Source organism: Mycobacterium sp. NPDC003323 (assembly GCF_053589535.1).
This window is the reverse complement of sequence record NZ_JBSFSB010000015.1, coordinates 30,092-47,200: the sequence shown is the minus strand read 5'-3', so window position 1 is coordinate 47,200 and position 17,109 is coordinate 30,092. Positions and strand designations below refer to the sequence as shown.

Here is a 17,109-nt window from a genome sequence, read left to right as displayed (position 1 = left end):
ATGGCAACGCTGCTGAGAATCGCCACCGCCGGTTCGGTCGACGACGGCAAGTCCACCCTGATCGGTCGCCTGCTGTACGACTCCAAGGCCGTCATGGAGGACCAGCTGGCCGCGGTCGAGCGCACCTCCAAGGAGCGCGGTAACGACTACACCGACCTGGCCCTGGTGACCGACGGCCTGCGCGCCGAGCGTGAGCAGGGCATCACCATCGATGTGGCCTACCGCTACTTCGCCACGGCCAAGCGCAAATTCATCATCGCCGACACACCGGGGCACGTGCAGTACACCCGCAACATGGTCACCGGCACCTCGACCGCGCAGCTGGCCATCGTGCTCGTCGACGCCCGTCACGGTCTGCTCGAGCAGTCCCGTCGGCACGCCTTCCTGGCCTCGTTGCTGGGCGTTCAGCACATCGTGCTGGCGGTCAACAAGATGGATCTCGTGGACTGGGATGAGGCCCGCTTCAACCAGATTCGCGAGGACTTCCACGAATTCGCGGCCCGCCTCGACGTGCATGACGTGACCAGCATCCCGCTGTCGGCTCTCAACGGTGACAACGTGGTGAGCAAGTCCGATGCCAGCCCCTGGTACGAGGGCCCGTCGCTGCTGAACCACCTCGAAGAGGTCTACATCGCCGGCGACCGCAACCTGGTCGACGTCCGCTTCCCGGTGCAGTATGTGATCCGGCCGCAGACCCGTGAGCATGCCGATCACCGCAGCTACGCGGGCACCGTGGCCAGTGGTGTGCTTCGCCCCGGTGACGAGATCGTGGTCCTGCCGACCGGTAAGACCAGCACCATCACCTCGATCGACGGACCCACGGGTCCCGTCGAGGAGGCGTTCCCGCCGATGGCGGTGTCGATCAGCCTGGCCGACGATATCGACATCTCCCGCGGTGACATGCTGGCCCGGACCAACAACCAGCCGCACGCCACCCAGGATTTCGACGCCACCGTGTGCTGGATGGCCGACGGGTCGGCGCTGGAACCCGGCCGCGACTACGTCATCAAGCACACCACCCGCACCACCCGGGCCCGGGTGTCGTCCCTGGATTACCGACTCGATGTCAACACGCTGCACCGCGACAAGAGCGCAACGGCGTTGAAACTCAACGAACTCGGCCGCGTCACGCTGCGTACCCAGGTGCCGCTGCTGCTCGACGAGTACTCGCGCAACCCGGCGACCGGGTCGTTCATCCTGATCGATCCGGACACCAACGGCACCGTCGCCGCGGGCATGGTGCGCGATACCGAACCGGCGGCCAACCGGGCCGCCAGCCCGAATGCGGTGCGCCACCAGAACCTGGTCACCGCCGCCGACCGGCTGTCGAAGGGATCCACGGTCTGGTTCACGGGCCTGTCCGGATCCGGAAAGTCTTCGGTGGCAATGCTCGTCGAGCAGAAGCTGCTGGCGGCGGGCCGGCCGGCCTATGTCCTGGACGGCGATAATCTGCGGCACGGGCTGAACGCCGACCTCGGCTTCTCGATGGACGACCGCGCCGAGAACCTGCGCCGGCTCGCGCATATCGCGACGCTGCTGGCCGATTCCGGGCAGATCGTGCTGGTGCCGGCGATCAGCCCGCTGGAGGCCCACCGCGCTTTGGCTCGGAAGGTGCACGCCGAGCAGGGATTCGATTTCTTCGAGGTGTTCTGCGACACCCCGTTGGAGGACTGCGAACGTCGTGATCCCAAGGGACTGTACGCCAAGGCCCGGCGCGGTGAGATCACCCACTTCACCGGGATCGACAGCCCGTATCAGCGCCCGAAGAATCCGGATCTGCGGTTGACCCCGGATCAGTCGCCCGAGGAGCTGGCCCAACAGGTGGTCGACCTGCTGAGCACGCGTTCATGAGCGATCACGAGCTGGCGGCCCGGCTGGCCACCGAGGCCGGCGAACTGCTGCTCGGCGTGCGCACCGAGTTCGCTGACGCCGATGCCTCGGACCGAAAGGCCGCAGGCGACAAGCGGTCTCACGATTTCCTGATGGCCGCGTTGGCAGCCGAACGGCCGGCGGACGCCGTGCTCTCCGAAGAGGGCGCCGATGACAAGGCTCGGTTGAACGCGCAGCGCGTGTGGATCGTCGACCCGCTCGACGGGACCCGGGAGTTCTCCGAGCTCGGGCGCCAGGACTGGGCTGTGCACGTCGCACTGTGGGAATGCGACGAACTGGTGGCCGGTGCCGTCGCGCTTCCGGCGCAGGGGGTCACGCTGGCGACCCCGACGGTCGCCGCTCCGCCCGCTGCGCCGACGGCCCCGCGCGTCGTGGTGTCGCGCACCCGGCCGCCTGCGGTGGCGCTGGCGGTGCGCGATGCGCTCGGCGGCACGCTGGTGGAGATGGGCTCGGCCGGCGCCAAGGTCGCCTCCGTGGTGCAGGGGATCTCCGATGTCTACGTGCACGCCGGCGGGCAGTACGAATGGGATTCGGCCGCACCGGTTGCGGTGGCCCGTGCCGCAGGGTTGTTCACGTCGCGCATCGACGGATCACCACTGATCTACAACCAGGACGATGTGCTGCTGCCGGATCTGATCGTGTGTCGCCCGGAGCTGGCCGACGCGGTGCTGACGGTGACCCGGGGCTGAGAGGGCGTTACTTCCCGCGCTTGTGAATGCAAACACCGTGATGCTACGGCACCTGGGTTACCGGGCGGTGGCCATCGGTGGGCGCGGATCTGTCGTCAACGCCCCGTGCTGCCATCGATCAGTTCGCGCAGGATGTCGGCGTGCCCGGCATGGCGGCCGGTCTCCTCGATCATGTGGGTCAGCGCCCACCGGACGCTGGGGGAATCCCTACCGGGCACCGGATCGGCGAGGTCGGTGCATCGGTCCAGGACCGCGTTGGCCGCGGTGACCGCTTCCCGATAGCGCGCGACAACCTCGGCGACGGTGTCGTGTTCGGCGGCGCGAAACGTCGCACCCCAATCGGAAACCTTGTCCCCGAGAAAGATCCAGCGCTCCACCCAGGTGACATGGTTGAGCAGGCCGAGCAGGTTGGTACCCGAGGGAACTTGAGCGATGCGGACCTGCGGTTCGGGTGCACCCTCGACCTTCGACGCGATCGATGTCCGCAGATAGTCGAGGAAGCCGCGCAGCGTGTCGACTTCGCCGGCTCCGGTGCGTGGTGGCGGGGTGTCGGCCATACCGACAGTGTGGCAGCGCAGCCACCGATGTCGGCACAATGGCACGCGTGGGCCGGATACGCAGACAGTGGTATGACTTCGTCGGGCGTGAGGCGACCCGCACCGACAACACCATCACCCTCACACTGGCCGCCCTCGGTGCGCTCGCCGCGCACCTAGTCTCCCGCCACGACCTGAGCACCGCCGAAGAGCTGGTCGTCGATGGACTGGCCGGAGACCTGTGGGGCGGGTTGTGGGCCAACAACACCCGGGCATGCGCCCGCTGGTATGAGCGGCCGGGGCAGACGAACCGCGACCACGTGAAATTCGCCGCCGCGCATCTGCACCCGGCGGCCATCGCATGGCTGGACCGCAACGACCGCGACGGCGGGGCGGTCTGGGCGGGCGCACACTACGGCTACCTGATGGCGGCGACCGTGCTCATCCGTTGCCTACCGCGCCGGCGCCGGCTGCTGGGTGTGGTCACCACCGCTGGTGGTGTGGTGCTCGACCGGGCGTTGGGGCCGTCGAGCGCCGCTCCCTGGTTTGCGCCGGTGTTCTACGGCAAGCTGCTGCTCGGTCATGCCTCCGCCGCGCGGTGGTCCGACAGCGAGTTGACCGCAGCCCGCTGAATGGACTTGCTGGTCCAAAAAATTCTGCGCACCATGGCGTCGTAACACTCGGCGAGGTGGAGGTGCGCAATGGAACTCGGAACGTTCGGGGTATGGCAACCGGCATACGCCACGACACCGGCGATGGCGAGCGAGATCGAGAGCCTCGGTTTCACGGCGCTGTGGCTGGGCGGGCCCGAGCCCGATCTCGCCGGTATCGACGATTTGTTGACGGCAACCAACGCCCTGGTCGTCGGCACCAGCATCTACAACATCTACCGTGGCGACGCGGCGAGCCTTGCCGACTCCTATCGGCGCATCGAGCAGCGGTTCCCCGGCCGGTTGCTGATCGGCCTGGGTGTCGGGCATCCCGAGCAGACATCCGGTTACGCCACGCCGATGGCCGCGCTGCACGCCTTCCTGGACGAACTCGACGTCCACGGGCTACCGGTGGAACACCGGGCGCTCGCCGCGCTCGGACCCAAGATGCTCGAGGTGGCGCGCCGGCGTACCCGCGCGGCGGTGCCCTACCTGGTCAACCCCGAGCACACCCGACGGGCGCGGGCGGCGCTCGGGCCGGGCAAACTGTTGGCACCCGAGCAGAAGGTGGTGTTCGAACCCGACGCCCAACGTGCCCGTGCGCTGGCCCGGCCGCGAATCAGGCACCCCTATCTCGGATTGGTCAACTATCGGAACAACCTGCGCCGGTTGGGGTTCGACGAGGATGATCTCGCGGGTGAGGGAAGCGATCGGCTGATCGACGCGCTCGCCGTGCACGGCACACCCGCGGCGGTGGCCGCGGGTATCCGTGCCCACCTCGATGCCGGTGCCGATCATGTTCAGATCCATCTGATCGGCGAGAACTCGGCGCCGCACCCGGCCATGCCCGAGGTTCTGCTGCAGGTGTACGACGATGCTGCCTTTCGCGCCTATCGGATGGTCGCCGACGCGTTGAATATTCGCGGGCGAAGTGAGGCCGGATCGGCCAAGCTGTCATCGTGAACACTGAACGACCCTCCACCCAGGTCACCCGACTGCGCGAGAAACAGCGCACCGCCCGGGACGATCTCGACGCGCTGCTCGACAGCACCCCGTTGGCGACGGTGGCCCTGATCCGCGACGGCCACCCGGTCGCCTTCCCGATCGGGTTCGCCCGACTCGGCGATGATCTGGTGATCCACGGATCCACCGGATCGCCGTGGCTGCGGGCGTTGGCCGACGGGGTACCGGCCGCCGTCTCGGTGACGACGCTGGACGGGGTCGTGGTGGCGCGCAGCGGCTTCGAATCTTCCTTCCACTACCGCAGCGCATCGCTGTACGGCAGCTTCGAGCAGGTGGCCGAGGCCGACAAGATCCGCTACCTGGAGGCGCTGACGGATGCCTTCATCCCGGGCAGGGTCGCCGAGTTGCGCGCCAGTACCCGGCGCGAGCTCGCGGCGAGCCTGGCGCTGCGGCTACCCATCAGCGCCGACAACTGGTCGGTGAAGGTCAGCGACGACTGGCCCGAGGATCTGGAGGAGGACATCGCCGCCGGAGTCTGGGCCGGGGTGATACCGCTGAGCACCACCTACGGCCAACCGCGGCGCGCACCGGACTGCGATCCCGGGATCGCACAGCCCACCTCGGTGCAGTCGATGACCGGACCGCTGAAGAACACCGCGCCGCCGCTGGGAAGCTGACGCAATGTCAGCGTGACATCGCGTTCGGCAATCGGGCCGCCAACAACTGTGCCAGATGAATTCCGTGCCGGTCGGACAGGTCGTCGAGCTGGGTACGGCAGGAGTATCCGTCGGCCAGCACCGCCGTCGCCGAATCCGCGGCGCGCACCGCAGGCAGCAGCTGTTGTTCGGCGACGGCGACCGACACCTCGTAGTGCCCCTTCTCGACACCGAAATTGCCTGCCAGCCCGCAACATCCGCCGAGCCTCGTCACCTCGGCACCGGCAGCGGCCAGCAGCGCGGCATCGGGACTCCACCCCATCACCGAGTGGTGATGGCAGTGGGGCTGGGCCACCACCTTCTGACCTCGCAGCTGCGGTGGCGTCCAATCGCGTGCGGTGAGCAGTTCGGCCAGCGTCTGCGTCACCGTGCTGACCGTCGCAGCGGTGGGTCCGATGAGTTCGGCGGCGTCCGAACGCAACACGGCCGTGCACGACGGCTCCATGCCCACGATGGGCACGCCCCGTTCGGCGAACGGTTGCAGTGCCGCCACCGTGCGGCCGAGGATGCGCCGCGCCGCGTCGAGCTGTCCGGTCGAGATCCAGGTCAGACCGCAACACTGCGGCTTGCGGGTCAACCGCGGTGCGAAGCCGGCGTCCTGCAGGACGGCCACGGTCGCCATCCCGATTTCTGGTGTGAAGTGATCGGTGAACGAGTCCACGAACAGCACGACCTCATCGCCGGGGCCGTCGGCGGGGACGTTGCGCGCGAACCAGGATCGGAATGTCTGGCGCGCGAACGCCGGAACGTGCCGGCGTCGGTCGACACCCGCGGCCGCCAGGCCCGCCGATCCGGCCAGTCGGGTGGCAGCGTTGACGACACCGGGGGCGACCCGGGCCATCCTGGCCCAGCGCGGCAACCAGCCCAGCGAATAGTGCGAGGCCGGCCGCAGCCGTCCCTTGAAGCTCTGGTGCAGCACCTCGGCCTTGTAGGACGCCATGTCCACACCGGTCGGGCAGTCGGAGGCGCACCCCTTGCAGGACAGGCACAGATCCAGTGCCTCGTGCACCTCCGGTGCGCGCCACCCGCCGCGCACCTCGGTGCCGTTGATCATCTCCTGCAGCACCCGGGCTCGGCCGCGGGTGGAATCCTTCTCCTCACGGGTCGCCAGGTACGACGGGCACATCACGCCTCCGGCGGTGGTGTTGTCGGCGCGGCACCGGCCGACTCCCGTGCACCGGTGCACGGCCTGGGTGAAGTCCCCGCCGTCATGCCGGTAGGCCAGCGCGAGGTTGCGCCGCAGCACCGGGGCGGCGGGGATCCGCAGGTCGGCGTCCAACGGCGCCGGGTCCACCAGCACGCCGGGATTGAGCAGATTGTCCGGGTCGAAGGTGCGCTTCACCGCCGCCTGCAGCGCGAGCGCCTCGGGGGAGTACATCAAAGGCAGCAGCTCCGAGCGGGCCCGCCCGTCACCGTGCTCGCCGGACAGTGACCCGCCGTATCCGGCGACCAATTGGGCTGCGGCGAAGAGGAACTCACGGAACACGGCGGTGCCGCCGGGGCGGTCCAGCGGAAGGTCGATGCGCACGTGCATACAACCGTCCCCGAAATGCCCGTACGGCATCCCGGTCACGTCGAAATCGGCCATCAGGGCGTCGAAGTCGCGCAGATAGTCGCCCAGCCGCTCCGGTGGGACGGCGGCGTCCTCCCAGCCGGCGTGCGCGGGCCGGTCCCGCACGCTGCGCGCGGACAGGCCGGCACCGTCCTCCCGGATACGCCACAGCGACGCGGCGCGCACCGGATCCTCGACGATCAGGTAATCCATTGCCGCGCAGGTCGACCCGACCCGGGCCGCGCGGTGCCTGACCTCGGCCGGCGAATCCGCGATGACCTCGACGAACACCCACGCGGCACCGTCGGGCAGCGGTGGAACGGCATTGCTGCCCTTGCGTTCCCGCACGACGTCGACGATGCGCGAGTCTATTCCCTCGCAGGCGGTCGGCCTGTGCTCCAGAATCGCAGGCGTGGCGTCACCGGCGGCCACGATGTCCGGGTACCCCAGCACCACCAGCATGCGGTGCGGTGGCTCGTTGACCAGTCGCACCGTCGCCTCGGTCAGCACCGCCAGCGTGCCCTCGCTGCCGGCCATCAGTCGGGTCACGTCGAAGTTGTTCTCGGGCAGCAGGTTTTCCAGCGCGTAGCCAGATACCTGGCGCCCGAAGCGGCCGAACTGGGTGCGGATGGTTCCGAGCCCGGCCCGGGTCACCGCCGCCAAGTCGTCCAGCAGTCGCGACGGCGCGCCATCGCGGCCGAGGCTCAAATCGTCCCCGGACGCGGTCAGCGCCCGCAACGCCGCAATGTTGTCCGAGGTGCGGCCGTAGCCCAACGCGCGTGACCCGCAGGCGTTGTTGCCGATCATCCCGCCGATGGTGCAGCGGGTGTGACTGGACGGATCCGGGCCGAACCGCAGCCGGTGCGGCAGGGCGGCCTTTTGCAGAACGGCCTGCACGGTGCCGGGTTGGACCACGGCGGTGCGGGTTTCGGGGTCGACCGAGAGGACCTTGTTCATGTACCGGCTGAAGTCCAGCACGACACCGGGGCCGACCGCGTTCCCGGCGATCGAGGTGCCGCCGCCACGAGCTGTGAGGGGGATGCCCTCACCACGGCATACCGACAGCACCGCGGCGACCTCGTCGGCGTGGGCCGGGAACACCACCGCCTGCGGCGTGACGCGGTAGAGCGAGGCATCCGAGGAGTATGCGGCCCGTGAGGTGGTGTCCACCCGGACGTCGCCGATGCCCGCGGACCGCAGCACGGCCCGCAACGTCTCCGCACGTAGCATGCTACGAACTCTAGCATGCTACGCAGTGGCCGGAATTGTTAGAGTGCGCCCCATGGCCGAGAGTGCGGTACAGGACGGTCAGCTGCGGCTGACGCCGCTGCCGGCCGCCGACGGCAGGCGGGCCGAACAGGTCATGGAGGCCGTGCGTGCGGCGCTGGATGCCGGGGTGATGCAACCCGGAGTGAAGTACTCGGTCTATCAACTCGCCGCGGCCCTGGGCATTTCGCGGACCCCGGTGCGCGACGCGCTGCTGCGCCTGGAGGAGATCGGCCTCATCCGGTTCGAGGCCCGCCAGGGGTTCCGCATCCGCTTGCCCGATCCGCGGGAGATCGCCGACATCTTCGCGATACGCCTGGCGCTGGAGCTTCCCGCGGTGCGACGGGCGGCACGCATCTGCGATGCCGAGTTGGCCGCCGCCCTGCGGGATCGGATGAGGGTGCTGCAGGCCGCCGCGGCGACCGGTGACGCCCGGGAGTTCGCGCAGCAGGATCTACTGCTGCACGATGACATCCTCGGCGCGGCCGGAAATGCCCGTGCGCGCGTCATCGTCGGATCATTGCGGGAATCGACGCGGCTGCTCGGCGCCACCACCGAACGGGGACTTGGCGATATCGACGCCGAGCATCGGCCGGTCGTCGACGCCATCATCGGTCACCGGGCCTCCGATGCCGTGAACGCGATGCGCGCGCACCTCACCTCGACGGGCCGCCTGCTCGTGCAGCAGGCCGTGCGTGATCAGCGCTACGACGTCGACGCCGAGCAGATCTGGGCCGACGCGGTCGGCGCGGCGCCGTAACGAACACGGACAATGGCAGAATTCGCGCTATGCGGATGTCGGCGAAGGCGGAGTACGGCGTCCGCGCCATGATCCAGCTCGCCACCGCGCAGGCCGGTGGCCTGGTGAAAACCGATGACCTGGCCAAGGCGCAGGGCATTCCCGCCCAGTTCCTGGTCGATATCTTGTCCGACCTGCGCACCGACCGACTGGTGCGCAGCCATCGCGGACGCGACGGCGGCTACGAACTGGCGCGTCCGGCGGCCGAGATCAGCATCGCCGACGTGTTGCGGTGCATCGACGGACCGCTGGCCAGCGTTCGCGATATCGGCCTGGGCGACCTGCCGTATTCCGGCCCGACAGCGGCGCTGACCGATGTGTGGCGGGCGCTGCGGGCCAGCATGCGGTCGGTGCTGGAGGAAACCAGCCTGGCCGATGTCGCGGCGGGCGAGCTGCCCGACCATGTGGCCGAACTGGCCGGGGCCTACCTCAGCCAGGAAGCACAGCGCGGTCACGGCTGATCCGCACCACTGCATCAGCGGCCGATGGATCGGTTCGTCTCCACCGAGACCTCGCCGTTGCGCGTGTTCGCGGTGACCTCGGCGGCCGCCTCGGCCGCGTCGGTGGTCTCGGGCACCCGCACCCGGACCGTGCCGTCTCCGGACTGCGCGTGCACCAGATAGGGCCCGGGAGTGGGCAACGCGATGGATACGTCACCGTCGCGCGTGGTGGCCTCGATGCGCGGCGGCGCATCGGTGAAGCGCACCTGCACGTCACCGTCCCGGGTCTCGGCGACGAACGACTCACCGACCGAGATGGGTTGTCGGGTATGGATATCGCTGTCGCGGCCGTGTACCTCCACGCGGCGCACGGTTCCCCGCAGTACCACCGCGCCGTCGCTACTGGACGCGGTGAGTTGATCGAGATCCGCCTCGGCGATCAGCACGCCGGTGTCCTGCCGCACCGTCACCGACAACTGCCTGCCCAGTTCCGGTGGCACGGTGACGGTGACCTCGCCCGGGTCGCCGAAGGCCAGGAAACCCGACTGGCCCTCGACCCGCAACAGCGTGCCGTTGGCGTCGTTGGTGACCGTCAACTCCTCGCGCTCGCGGCGGTCGCTGGTCACCATCCGCACATCGACACGTGGCTCGGTGGCGTTGCGGTCGGCCACGATTCGCACCGCCATCGGCGACGCGGCGGTGTCCACCGTCAACACGCGCATGTTGGCCGGTAACGGCTGTCGATCGGCGACCAGCCGGAAGGCGCTCAGGCCCACCACGGCCGCGGTCAGCAGCGCCAGGGTGATCACGAGGATGGCGACGGCCGCGATCACCAGCGCGGCGCGCAGCGCGGTGCGCCCGCCCGGGGAGAGCCGCGGCGGGCCGGCGGGCGGAAGGGGGTCGGTCAAGGTGGTGGTCACGAGGGTCCCTCTCGGGTCGGGGAGCGGATCAGGATTCCAGGAAGCGCAGCACGGCGAGCACCCGCCGGTTCTCGCTGTCATCGGGGGCCAGGTTCAGCTTGGTGAAGATCGACGCGATGTGCTTTTCCGCCGATCCGACCGAGATGTGCAAGGCCGCGGCGATTGCCGAATTCGTCTTGCCCTCGGCCATGAGTTGCAGCACGTCGCGTTCGCGGGTGGTCAACGCGTCCAGCGCGGCGCGGCGCCGCGAGCGCACCAGGATCTGGGACACCACCTCCGGGTCGAGCACCGTGCCGCCCGAGCCGACGACCTGCACCGCGTCCAGGAAGGCGGGCACATCGGCCACCCGATCCTTGAGCAGGTAACCGAATCCCTTGGTGTCCGAGGCGATGAGATCGGCCGCGTAGCGCTCCTCGACATAGTGCGACAGCACCAGCACCGGCGAGTCCGGGTTCTGGGAGCGCAGCAGCGCGGCGGCCCGGATCCCCTCGTCGGTGAACGTCGGTGGCATCCGCACGTCCAGGATGGCCAGTTCGGGTCGATGCTCGTTGACGATGCGCAGCAATTCGGTGGCGTCGGGAACGCCCGCGACGATCTCATGACCGGCATCGGCCAGGATGCGCTCGATCCCGGCCCGCAACAGCGCGGAGTCCTCGGCGATCACGATGCGCATGGCAGCACCGCCGTCACGATGGTGGGGCCGGTCGCCGGGCTGGACACATCGAACGTGCCGCGCGCGGCTCGAACCCGTTCGGCGAGGCCGCGCAGACCCGTGGCGTCCTCGTCCGTGCCGATATAGGCGCCGCCGCGACCGTCGTCGAACACCGTGACGTACAAGGCATTCGATGCCTCGTCGACGCGGACGGTCACCACCGCCTGGCCGGCGCCGGCATGCTTGGCGATATTGGTCAACGCCTCGGCGACCACGAAGTAGGCACACGCCTCCACCTCGGCGGGTAACCGGCCCGGCAGATATATGTCCAATGTCGTCGGCACACCGGAATTCTCGGAACGCTGCACCACGGAGGACAACGCGGCATCCAGGCCGCGGTCGGACAGGATGGTCGGGGCGATACCGCGGACCACGTTGCGCAACTCGGCCAGGGCGCTCATCGCCTCGGTGTGTGCCTCGGAGATCAGCTTGCCCGCAGCGGGCAGATCGTTGTCGAGTTTGGTCTGTGCCAACCCGATCGTCATGGCCAGCGACACCAGCCGCGGTTGCACGCTGTCGTGCAGATCGCGTTCGATCCGGTGCCGTTCGGTCTGTGCAGAGGTCAGAGCGCCCTCCCGCGCCTGCGACAACGCGTTGACCTCGTGCTTGAGCGCTGCGGTCGGGGACGCGGCGAGCAGCCAGCGGTCGATCCTGGCGTCCAGCGCCGGAGCGAACACCAGGATGGCGATGGCGACCGCCAGACCCAGCAGCGCCAGCACCCAGGTCAGGGCGGGGGAGATGAAGCGCAGCCCGGCTTCATCGTCACTGCGCTGGATCGCCGAGGCGGCGGCCGGGCCGAGGAACGCGAAGACCACCAGCGCGATGGCCAGCCCCGTCACCAACCCGTCGTAGATCATCCGCAGGAAGTGCTGCGCGGTCGCTTTCCAGAACCGGGTGCCGCTGATGTCCAGCCACAGCTGGTGGGCCCAGCCCTGGAAGCCGGTGTAGTGGGACCGCGGCCGCGGCGGTACCGGGATCTGCATCCCGAACACGGCCTCGCTGCGCACCCGCTCCACCCACTCGACGCCGCGCATCAGATAGACGAACACCACTCCGGCGAGCAGGAAGCCGACGATCGAGAAGATCGACGACACCCCGATGATGATGATGGACAGTGGAATCCAGAACCACACCACGGCCAGGACGCCGCCGGTGATCATCGATGCCGTGGGCACGATGCCGAGGTGATCGATGCGGCGGCGCGCCGGCTGTTCGGGCGCGGCGGGGACCGGTGGATCGGACGTGATTGCGACCATGCCACCAACCTATGGACTTCGCCGGGCACAGGACACCGCGTTTCCCCGCGAGCCTGGTGGGGGTTAACCCCCGGTTTCGGCTGCCGGGCGTGGGCAGCGCATGCCAGAATCGCCGACGTGCGAGTCGGAATGACGATGCCGGTCATGGAGCCGGACCTGGATGCGAAAACCTTGAGGACCTGGGCAGAGGTCATCGACGAGGGGCCGTTCTCGTCGCTGTGCTGGGGTGAGCGCGTCGCGTTCGACAACCCGGATTCGATGACCCTGCTCGGTGCGCTCGCCGCCTGGACCGATCGGGTGCGGCTGGTGACCACGGTGGTGGTGCCGCAACTTCACAATCCGGTGGCGCTGGCCAAGGCACTGGCCACCGGTGATCTGATCAGCGGCGGACGACTGACGGTGGGCTTGGGCGTCGGTGGCCGGCACGAGGACTATCACGCCGCCGGCGCGGACCCGGCGACCCAGACGATGCGGGGCATGGCCGAACGGGTCGCGGTGATGAAACGGGTGTGGGCGGGGGAGAAGGTCACCGACTCGGTCCTGCCCGTCGGCCCGCCGCCGGTACAGCCGGGCGGCCCCGAACTCATGGTCGGCACGATCGGGCCCAAGACGGTGCGCAGCGCGGCCCCATGGGCCGCCGGGCTGGCCGGCACCACCCTGGATCTCGACGTCGACAAGCAGAACGCGCTCTATGACGTGGCCCGCGCGGCGTGGGCCGAGGCGGGAAAACCCAAACCCCATCTGGCGACGTCTTTCTGGTTCGCGATCGGGGAGCCCGAGCCCGCCCGCGCGCAGGTGCACCGGCACCTGCTGCGCTATATGAACTGGATCCCGGCCGAGTTCGTCGATGCCATCGCGCCGACCACGGGGTGGTCGGGCAGCCAGGACGAACTACTGCAGACGCTGCGCCGGTTCGCCGAGATCGGTACCGACGAGGTGCATCTGATCCCGACATCCGATGACATCGAGCAGGTGCACCGCGTCGCCGAGGTCATCGCCGAACTGTGACCCCGGCCCACCCGTCTCAGGGTGCCAGGGGAGTCCAGTCCCCGATGGGCGGATCGAAGGTGAATTCACCGTCGGATTCGAGGTTGAACGGCGCCGCCTTGGACCCCACGATCGCCTCGACGGAGTCGCTGACCGTGCCCTGCGCGCACACCACCTCCTTCTTGCAGTCGCGCACGGCACCCTGCGCCTGCACCTCACCGTAGGGGGCGGCGCGGACGGCGTTGTCGCCCTTGTGTGCCGGGGTGTCGATGGTGACTTCGGGGGTCGGCGACAGTTCGGCGATATCGGCGTCGGCCACCGCACTGCTGATACTGATCAGTGCACCGGCGGTCAGCAGGCCCAACGCGGTGCGGGACAGGTGTTTGGTCAATTGCATGGTGGCGACGGTACGGAGGCCGGCGCCGGGCCGCGCGTCGAGAACGCCATTTTCAACGACCTCGCACGAAGCCGACCGGAGAACCCCAGAAAGACCGCGATTCCTGTGGCTGTGCTCGACAACGGCTGTGCACGCTGAGAATCACCCAGCGTGCACAGCCGTGTCGAGTCGAGTCCCTAGACCGGTAGAACAGCCGGTGCCGGAACGTAATTGATCGTGTAGCTGGTGGCCGTACCCGGTGCGGTGATGATCTGGGTGGCGGTGCCGCCGTGCTCCCAGCTGCCGAACACGTACTGCTGGCCATCGATGGTCTGCGGTGAGATCGCACCCAGGGTGCGCTCGACGCCGACGACCGCCTGCTCGGTGTAGGGGCCGGTGTGCGGAATGCCGTCCAGGGTGTATCGGCCGCCCGGAATGTTCGAGTCGAAGGTGAGGGTCACCAGGTTGGGGTGAATCTCCTTCTGCACCACCGTTTGTAGGCCACTGCTGTCGGTCACCGTGAGGACGACGTTGTACCAGGTGTTGGACAGCTGATGGAAATCGCGCGGAATGTCGAACGCCAGCTCCGGCCCGGTCACCTCGTTGATGAACGGGTGGGTGTGATCGGCGTGGTGGAAGACCACCTTCCAGGAGTACGCGCTGTCGGCGAGCGGGCCATCCTGCGGATCGCTACCGGTCGCGGTGAACGACACGGTGTCGCCGGCGTTGTACATGTAGTCCTGTCCGGCCGGGACGTCGAAATCGGCAACCGGAGGCGTGCTGCCGACCACGATGCGCTGCGAGGTGACGGTCTGCTTGCCGCCCTCATCGGTGACGGTCAGTGTGACGGTGTAGGCGGTGTATTCGCCGGTGTTGGTGAAGGTCACCGTCTCGGCCGCCGATGTGGAGGTCTGGCCGTTGCCGAAGTTCCACGAGTAGGTGAGCGTGTCACCGTCGGGGTCGGTGGAGTTTCCGGCGTCGAACTCGACGGTCAGGCTGTCGCCGGCACCCGAGGTCTCCGATGCGTCGATCACGGCCACCGGCGAGCGGTTGCCGCCCGAGGGGGTGATGATCTGCAGCGAGCCGGGATAGATGTTCAGTTGGTAGATCTCGCCGCCGGGACCCTGGGTCAGCTTCACCACCGAACCCGCGCCGGTGTCGATGGTGCGTTCACTGATGAGGCTGGTGTACTCGTCGTCGAAGGTGAGCTCACGGATCCAGCCCAGCGAGTAGTCGGCGACCCAGACCTTCTTCTGACCGGCCACCGGCGATCCGTCGTCGTAGACCATGACCGCGGTGATGGACCCGTTACCGGCGCCCTGCGCGTGCGGGTAGGCGTAGATCGGGTCGGCGAAGCCACCGCCCTCGGCGCCCTCGGTCAGCGGCCAGCCGTAGTTGGCGCCGGGCTTGATCAGGTTGAGCTCTTCCCAATCGGCCTCACCGACATCACCGGACAGGACCGCGCCGGTCTCGGGATCGACCCCGAAGCGGAACGGGTTGCGTAGGCCCAGCGCATAGATGCGGTTGGTGTTCTCGTCACCGCCTTCGACGTAGAACGGGTTGTCGACCACCCCGGAACCGTCGCGGTTGATGCGCAGGATCTTGCCGTGGATATTGGTCAGGTCCTGCGAGTTCTCACTCGGCCGGGTGTTGTTACCCACTGCCCAGTACAGGTACTGCCCGGTCGGGTCGAATTCGAGCTCGCCACCGTGGTGGAAGTCGTTGGCCAGCAACGTCGATTCGACCAGCATCTGCTCATCGCTCAGGGTGGCCCCGTTGAGGGTGAAGCTGGAGAGCTGATCGTAGTTCTCGGCGTTGGTGTAGGCCACATAGATCTTCTGATAGCCGACGGCGGTGCTGTCGAAGAAGTTCGGGTCCACCTCGATACCGATCAGACCGCGCTCGCCGTTGGCGGTCACCACCGACAGGTTCGCCAGCGTGGTGAGCGACTGGGTGTGCGTGTCGTAGAGCTTGATCGCACCGCCCTTCTCGGTGATCAGGATCTGATGGATGTGCTGCTCACCGTTTTCGCCCTCATGGGTGATGAGTTCGAAATCGGTGGGCTCCTGCAGACCGGAGATCAGCGTGGTGCGGTCGAACTCCTCGGGCAGGCCGACCCGTTCCTGACATTCGGCCAGGAAGGCGCCGATCTGGGCCGAGATGTTGCGGCCCCACGGCGAATTGCCGATATCGGCGACCCACTGGGTCGCGTTGGTGGTCACCTGGTTCACCCACTGCCCGAGCAGGGAGCGGTTGAACGCCGCCACGGCGTAGTCCACCTGGCGGCGCGCCCACCCCAGCACCGTCCAGAGGATGGTGTTCTGCATGGGGTTGGCCGGTGCCTCGGTGGTGGCGGCCGGGGTAACCAGTCCGTTCAGGAAGCCCAGCGCGCCGTTGATGATGTTGCAGGTACAGGTGACGACGGCCCGCTGGATCGGCCGGATGACCTGTTGCGGGGTCGGCAGGTTCAGCGCCGTGCCGATCGCTTTGCCCCAGTCGGCCAACGAGTTCGGTGCTGCGGCGGCCGACGGTGCGTGCATCGGGGTGATCGCGGCGGCCGTCATCAGCTCGGTGCGTGCCTGTTCCTGCGTGTCGGACTCCGGTGTGATCTCGGAGGTGTCCTGGCTGCGCCCGGTCGTGTCGGATGCGGGAATCACCGGCTCGCCCGTGTCGGCGGGGTCGGTCGGCTCGGTGCCATCGCCGGTCTCGGTTTCGGTGCCGTCCGGGCCGGTCCCGCTGCCGGTCTCGGTGTCCTCGCCGGGTTCGGTCTCCGTGCCGGTCTCGGTGTCCTCGCCGGCGAGATCGTCGGCGGTGTCGTCCGCGGGTGCGGTGTCCGGATCCTCGCCGCCGTCCCCGTCCCCGTCCCCGTCGCCGTCATCGTCGTCACTGTCGTCGGCGTCCTGGTCCGAGTCGGGGGCGTCGTCGACGGCTCCCGGGGTGCTCGTCCCGGCGCCGGTGCCCGGCGTGCCGGATCCGGCGGTCGACCCGGAGCTGCCGTCACCGGACGAATCGCTGCTCGACGAACTCGACGTCGACGTGCCCGTGGTATCGGCCCACGCGACGCCACCATTGGTGGCCATCGCGCCGAACACACCCAGCGCCAGCGCCAGCGCCCCCACCCGGCCGACGTATCTGGCGTAGGTGGTGACACCCCCGGCCGTGGTTGCGACGGAACGGTCCGTCGTGTTGCTGACATGGTGACAGCTAAGGCCAGAAATGATCGAACTCACGCGACACAACCCCCGGGAAGCACTTGTCTGCACCAGGTCCGGTGCCGACGTCAATCTTGCCTCAGGGGTCGGACATTTGTGAGTTAGTTCGCGACGAATTGCCCAATGATTAACCGCAGGTGTCGCA

General features: G+C 68.4%; 15 protein-coding genes. 8 read left to right on the top strand and 7 right to left on the bottom strand.

The window, feature by feature from the left end; genetic code table 11:
- Positions 1 to 1,851 carry a sulfate adenylyltransferase subunit CysN gene (gene cysN, locus ACWDUN_RS24475; RefSeq protein WP_449932703.1) on the top strand — a complete coding sequence of 617 codons (1,851 nt, stop codon included), beginning with the start codon at positions 1 to 3 and terminating at the stop codon, positions 1,849 to 1,851.
- Positions 1,848 to 2,579 carry a 3'(2'),5'-bisphosphate nucleotidase CysQ gene (locus tag ACWDUN_RS24470; protein WP_449932701.1) on the top strand — a complete coding sequence of 244 codons (732 nt, stop codon included), beginning with the start codon at positions 1,848 to 1,850 and terminating at the stop codon, positions 2,577 to 2,579. The genes cysN and ACWDUN_RS24470 overlap by 4 nt, the downstream gene beginning before the upstream one ends.
- A 95-nt stretch (positions 2,580 to 2,674) precedes the next feature.
- Here the strand turns inward: ACWDUN_RS24470 and ACWDUN_RS24465 are convergent, their stop codons facing one another.
- Complete coding sequence (locus tag ACWDUN_RS24465; protein ID WP_449932699.1) at positions 2,675 to 3,136, bottom strand: DinB family protein; 462 nt, start codon at positions 3,134 to 3,136, stop codon at positions 2,675 to 2,677.
- A 47-nt stretch (positions 3,137 to 3,183) separates the two neighbouring features.
- Between ACWDUN_RS24465 and ACWDUN_RS24460 the strand changes: the two genes are divergently transcribed.
- From ACWDUN_RS24460 to ACWDUN_RS24450, 3 genes are all read left to right on the top strand, one after another.
- Positions 3,184 to 3,747 carry a hypothetical protein gene (locus ACWDUN_RS24460; protein ID WP_449932698.1) on the top strand — a complete coding sequence of 188 codons (564 nt, stop codon included), beginning with the start codon at positions 3,184 to 3,186 and terminating at the stop codon, positions 3,745 to 3,747.
- A 69-nt stretch (positions 3,748 to 3,816) separates the two neighbouring features.
- The gene (locus ACWDUN_RS24455; RefSeq protein WP_449932696.1) at positions 3,817 to 4,728 is read left to right on the top strand and encodes a TIGR03620 family F420-dependent LLM class oxidoreductase; all 912 of its coding nucleotides are present in this window, start codon (positions 3,817 to 3,819) and stop codon (positions 4,726 to 4,728) included.
- Entirely contained in the window at positions 4,722 to 5,405 is a 684-nt protein-coding gene (locus ACWDUN_RS24450) for a pyridoxamine 5'-phosphate oxidase family protein (RefSeq protein ID WP_449932788.1), read from the top strand. Before ACWDUN_RS24455 ends, ACWDUN_RS24450 begins: the two co-directional genes overlap by 7 nt.
- Positions 5,406 to 5,412: 7 nt before the next feature.
- Here ACWDUN_RS24450 and ACWDUN_RS24445 read toward each other — a convergent pair whose 3' ends face one another.
- Entirely contained in the window at positions 5,413 to 8,226 is a 2,814-nt protein-coding gene (locus ACWDUN_RS24445) for an FAD-binding and (Fe-S)-binding domain-containing protein (protein WP_449932695.1), read from the bottom strand.
- A 52-nt stretch (positions 8,227 to 8,278) separates the two neighbouring features.
- Here ACWDUN_RS24445 and ACWDUN_RS24440 point away from each other — a divergent pair, with 52 nt between their 5' ends.
- Together ACWDUN_RS24440 and ACWDUN_RS24435 are read left to right on the top strand one after the other, a co-directional pair.
- Positions 8,279 to 9,022 carry a GntR family transcriptional regulator gene (locus tag ACWDUN_RS24440; protein WP_449932693.1) on the top strand — a complete coding sequence of 248 codons (744 nt, stop codon included), beginning with the start codon at positions 8,279 to 8,281 and terminating at the stop codon, positions 9,020 to 9,022.
- Between the two features lie 29 nt (positions 9,023 to 9,051).
- On the top strand, positions 9,052 to 9,522 hold the full coding sequence (locus tag ACWDUN_RS24435) for an Rrf2 family transcriptional regulator (protein WP_449932692.1): 471 nt from the start codon (positions 9,052 to 9,054) through the stop codon (positions 9,520 to 9,522).
- A 14-nt stretch (positions 9,523 to 9,536) separates the two neighbouring features.
- Here ACWDUN_RS24435 and ACWDUN_RS24430 read toward each other — a convergent pair whose 3' ends face one another.
- The 3 genes from ACWDUN_RS24430 to ACWDUN_RS24420 are packed head-to-tail and all read right to left on the bottom strand — an operon-like array spanning position 9,537 to position 12,389.
- On the bottom strand, positions 9,537 to 10,421 hold the full coding sequence (locus ACWDUN_RS24430) for a DUF4097 family beta strand repeat-containing protein (protein ID WP_449932690.1): 885 nt from the start codon (positions 10,419 to 10,421) through the stop codon (positions 9,537 to 9,539).
- A gap of 28 nt (positions 10,422 to 10,449) precedes the next feature.
- Complete coding sequence (locus tag ACWDUN_RS24425) at positions 10,450 to 11,094, bottom strand: response regulator transcription factor (protein WP_449932688.1); 645 nt, start codon at positions 11,092 to 11,094, stop codon at positions 10,450 to 10,452.
- A complete protein-coding gene (locus ACWDUN_RS24420) occupies positions 11,082 to 12,389 on the bottom strand; it encodes a sensor histidine kinase (RefSeq protein WP_449932686.1) in 1,308 nt (435 codons plus the stop codon). The genes ACWDUN_RS24425 and ACWDUN_RS24420 overlap by 13 nt, the downstream gene beginning before the upstream one ends.
- A 129-nt stretch (positions 12,390 to 12,518) precedes the next feature.
- On the opposite strand from ACWDUN_RS24420, the gene ACWDUN_RS24415 reads away from it, so the two are divergent.
- Complete coding sequence (locus ACWDUN_RS24415) at positions 12,519 to 13,397, top strand: LLM class flavin-dependent oxidoreductase (RefSeq protein WP_449932786.1); 879 nt, start codon at positions 12,519 to 12,521, stop codon at positions 13,395 to 13,397.
- A 16-nt stretch (positions 13,398 to 13,413) separates the two neighbouring features.
- Here the strand turns inward: ACWDUN_RS24415 and ACWDUN_RS24410 are convergent, their stop codons facing one another.
- Both ACWDUN_RS24410 and ACWDUN_RS24405 read right to left on the bottom strand, forming a co-directional pair.
- Positions 13,414 to 13,773, bottom strand: coding sequence for a hypothetical protein (locus ACWDUN_RS24410; RefSeq protein WP_449932685.1), 360 nt, complete (start codon positions 13,771 to 13,773; stop codon positions 13,414 to 13,416).
- Between the two features lie 176 nt (positions 13,774 to 13,949).
- Positions 13,950 to 16,871, bottom strand: coding sequence for a PQQ-dependent sugar dehydrogenase (locus ACWDUN_RS24405; RefSeq protein ID WP_449932683.1), 2,922 nt, complete (start codon positions 16,869 to 16,871; stop codon positions 13,950 to 13,952).
- Between the last annotated feature and the right edge of the window lie 238 nt (positions 16,872 to 17,109).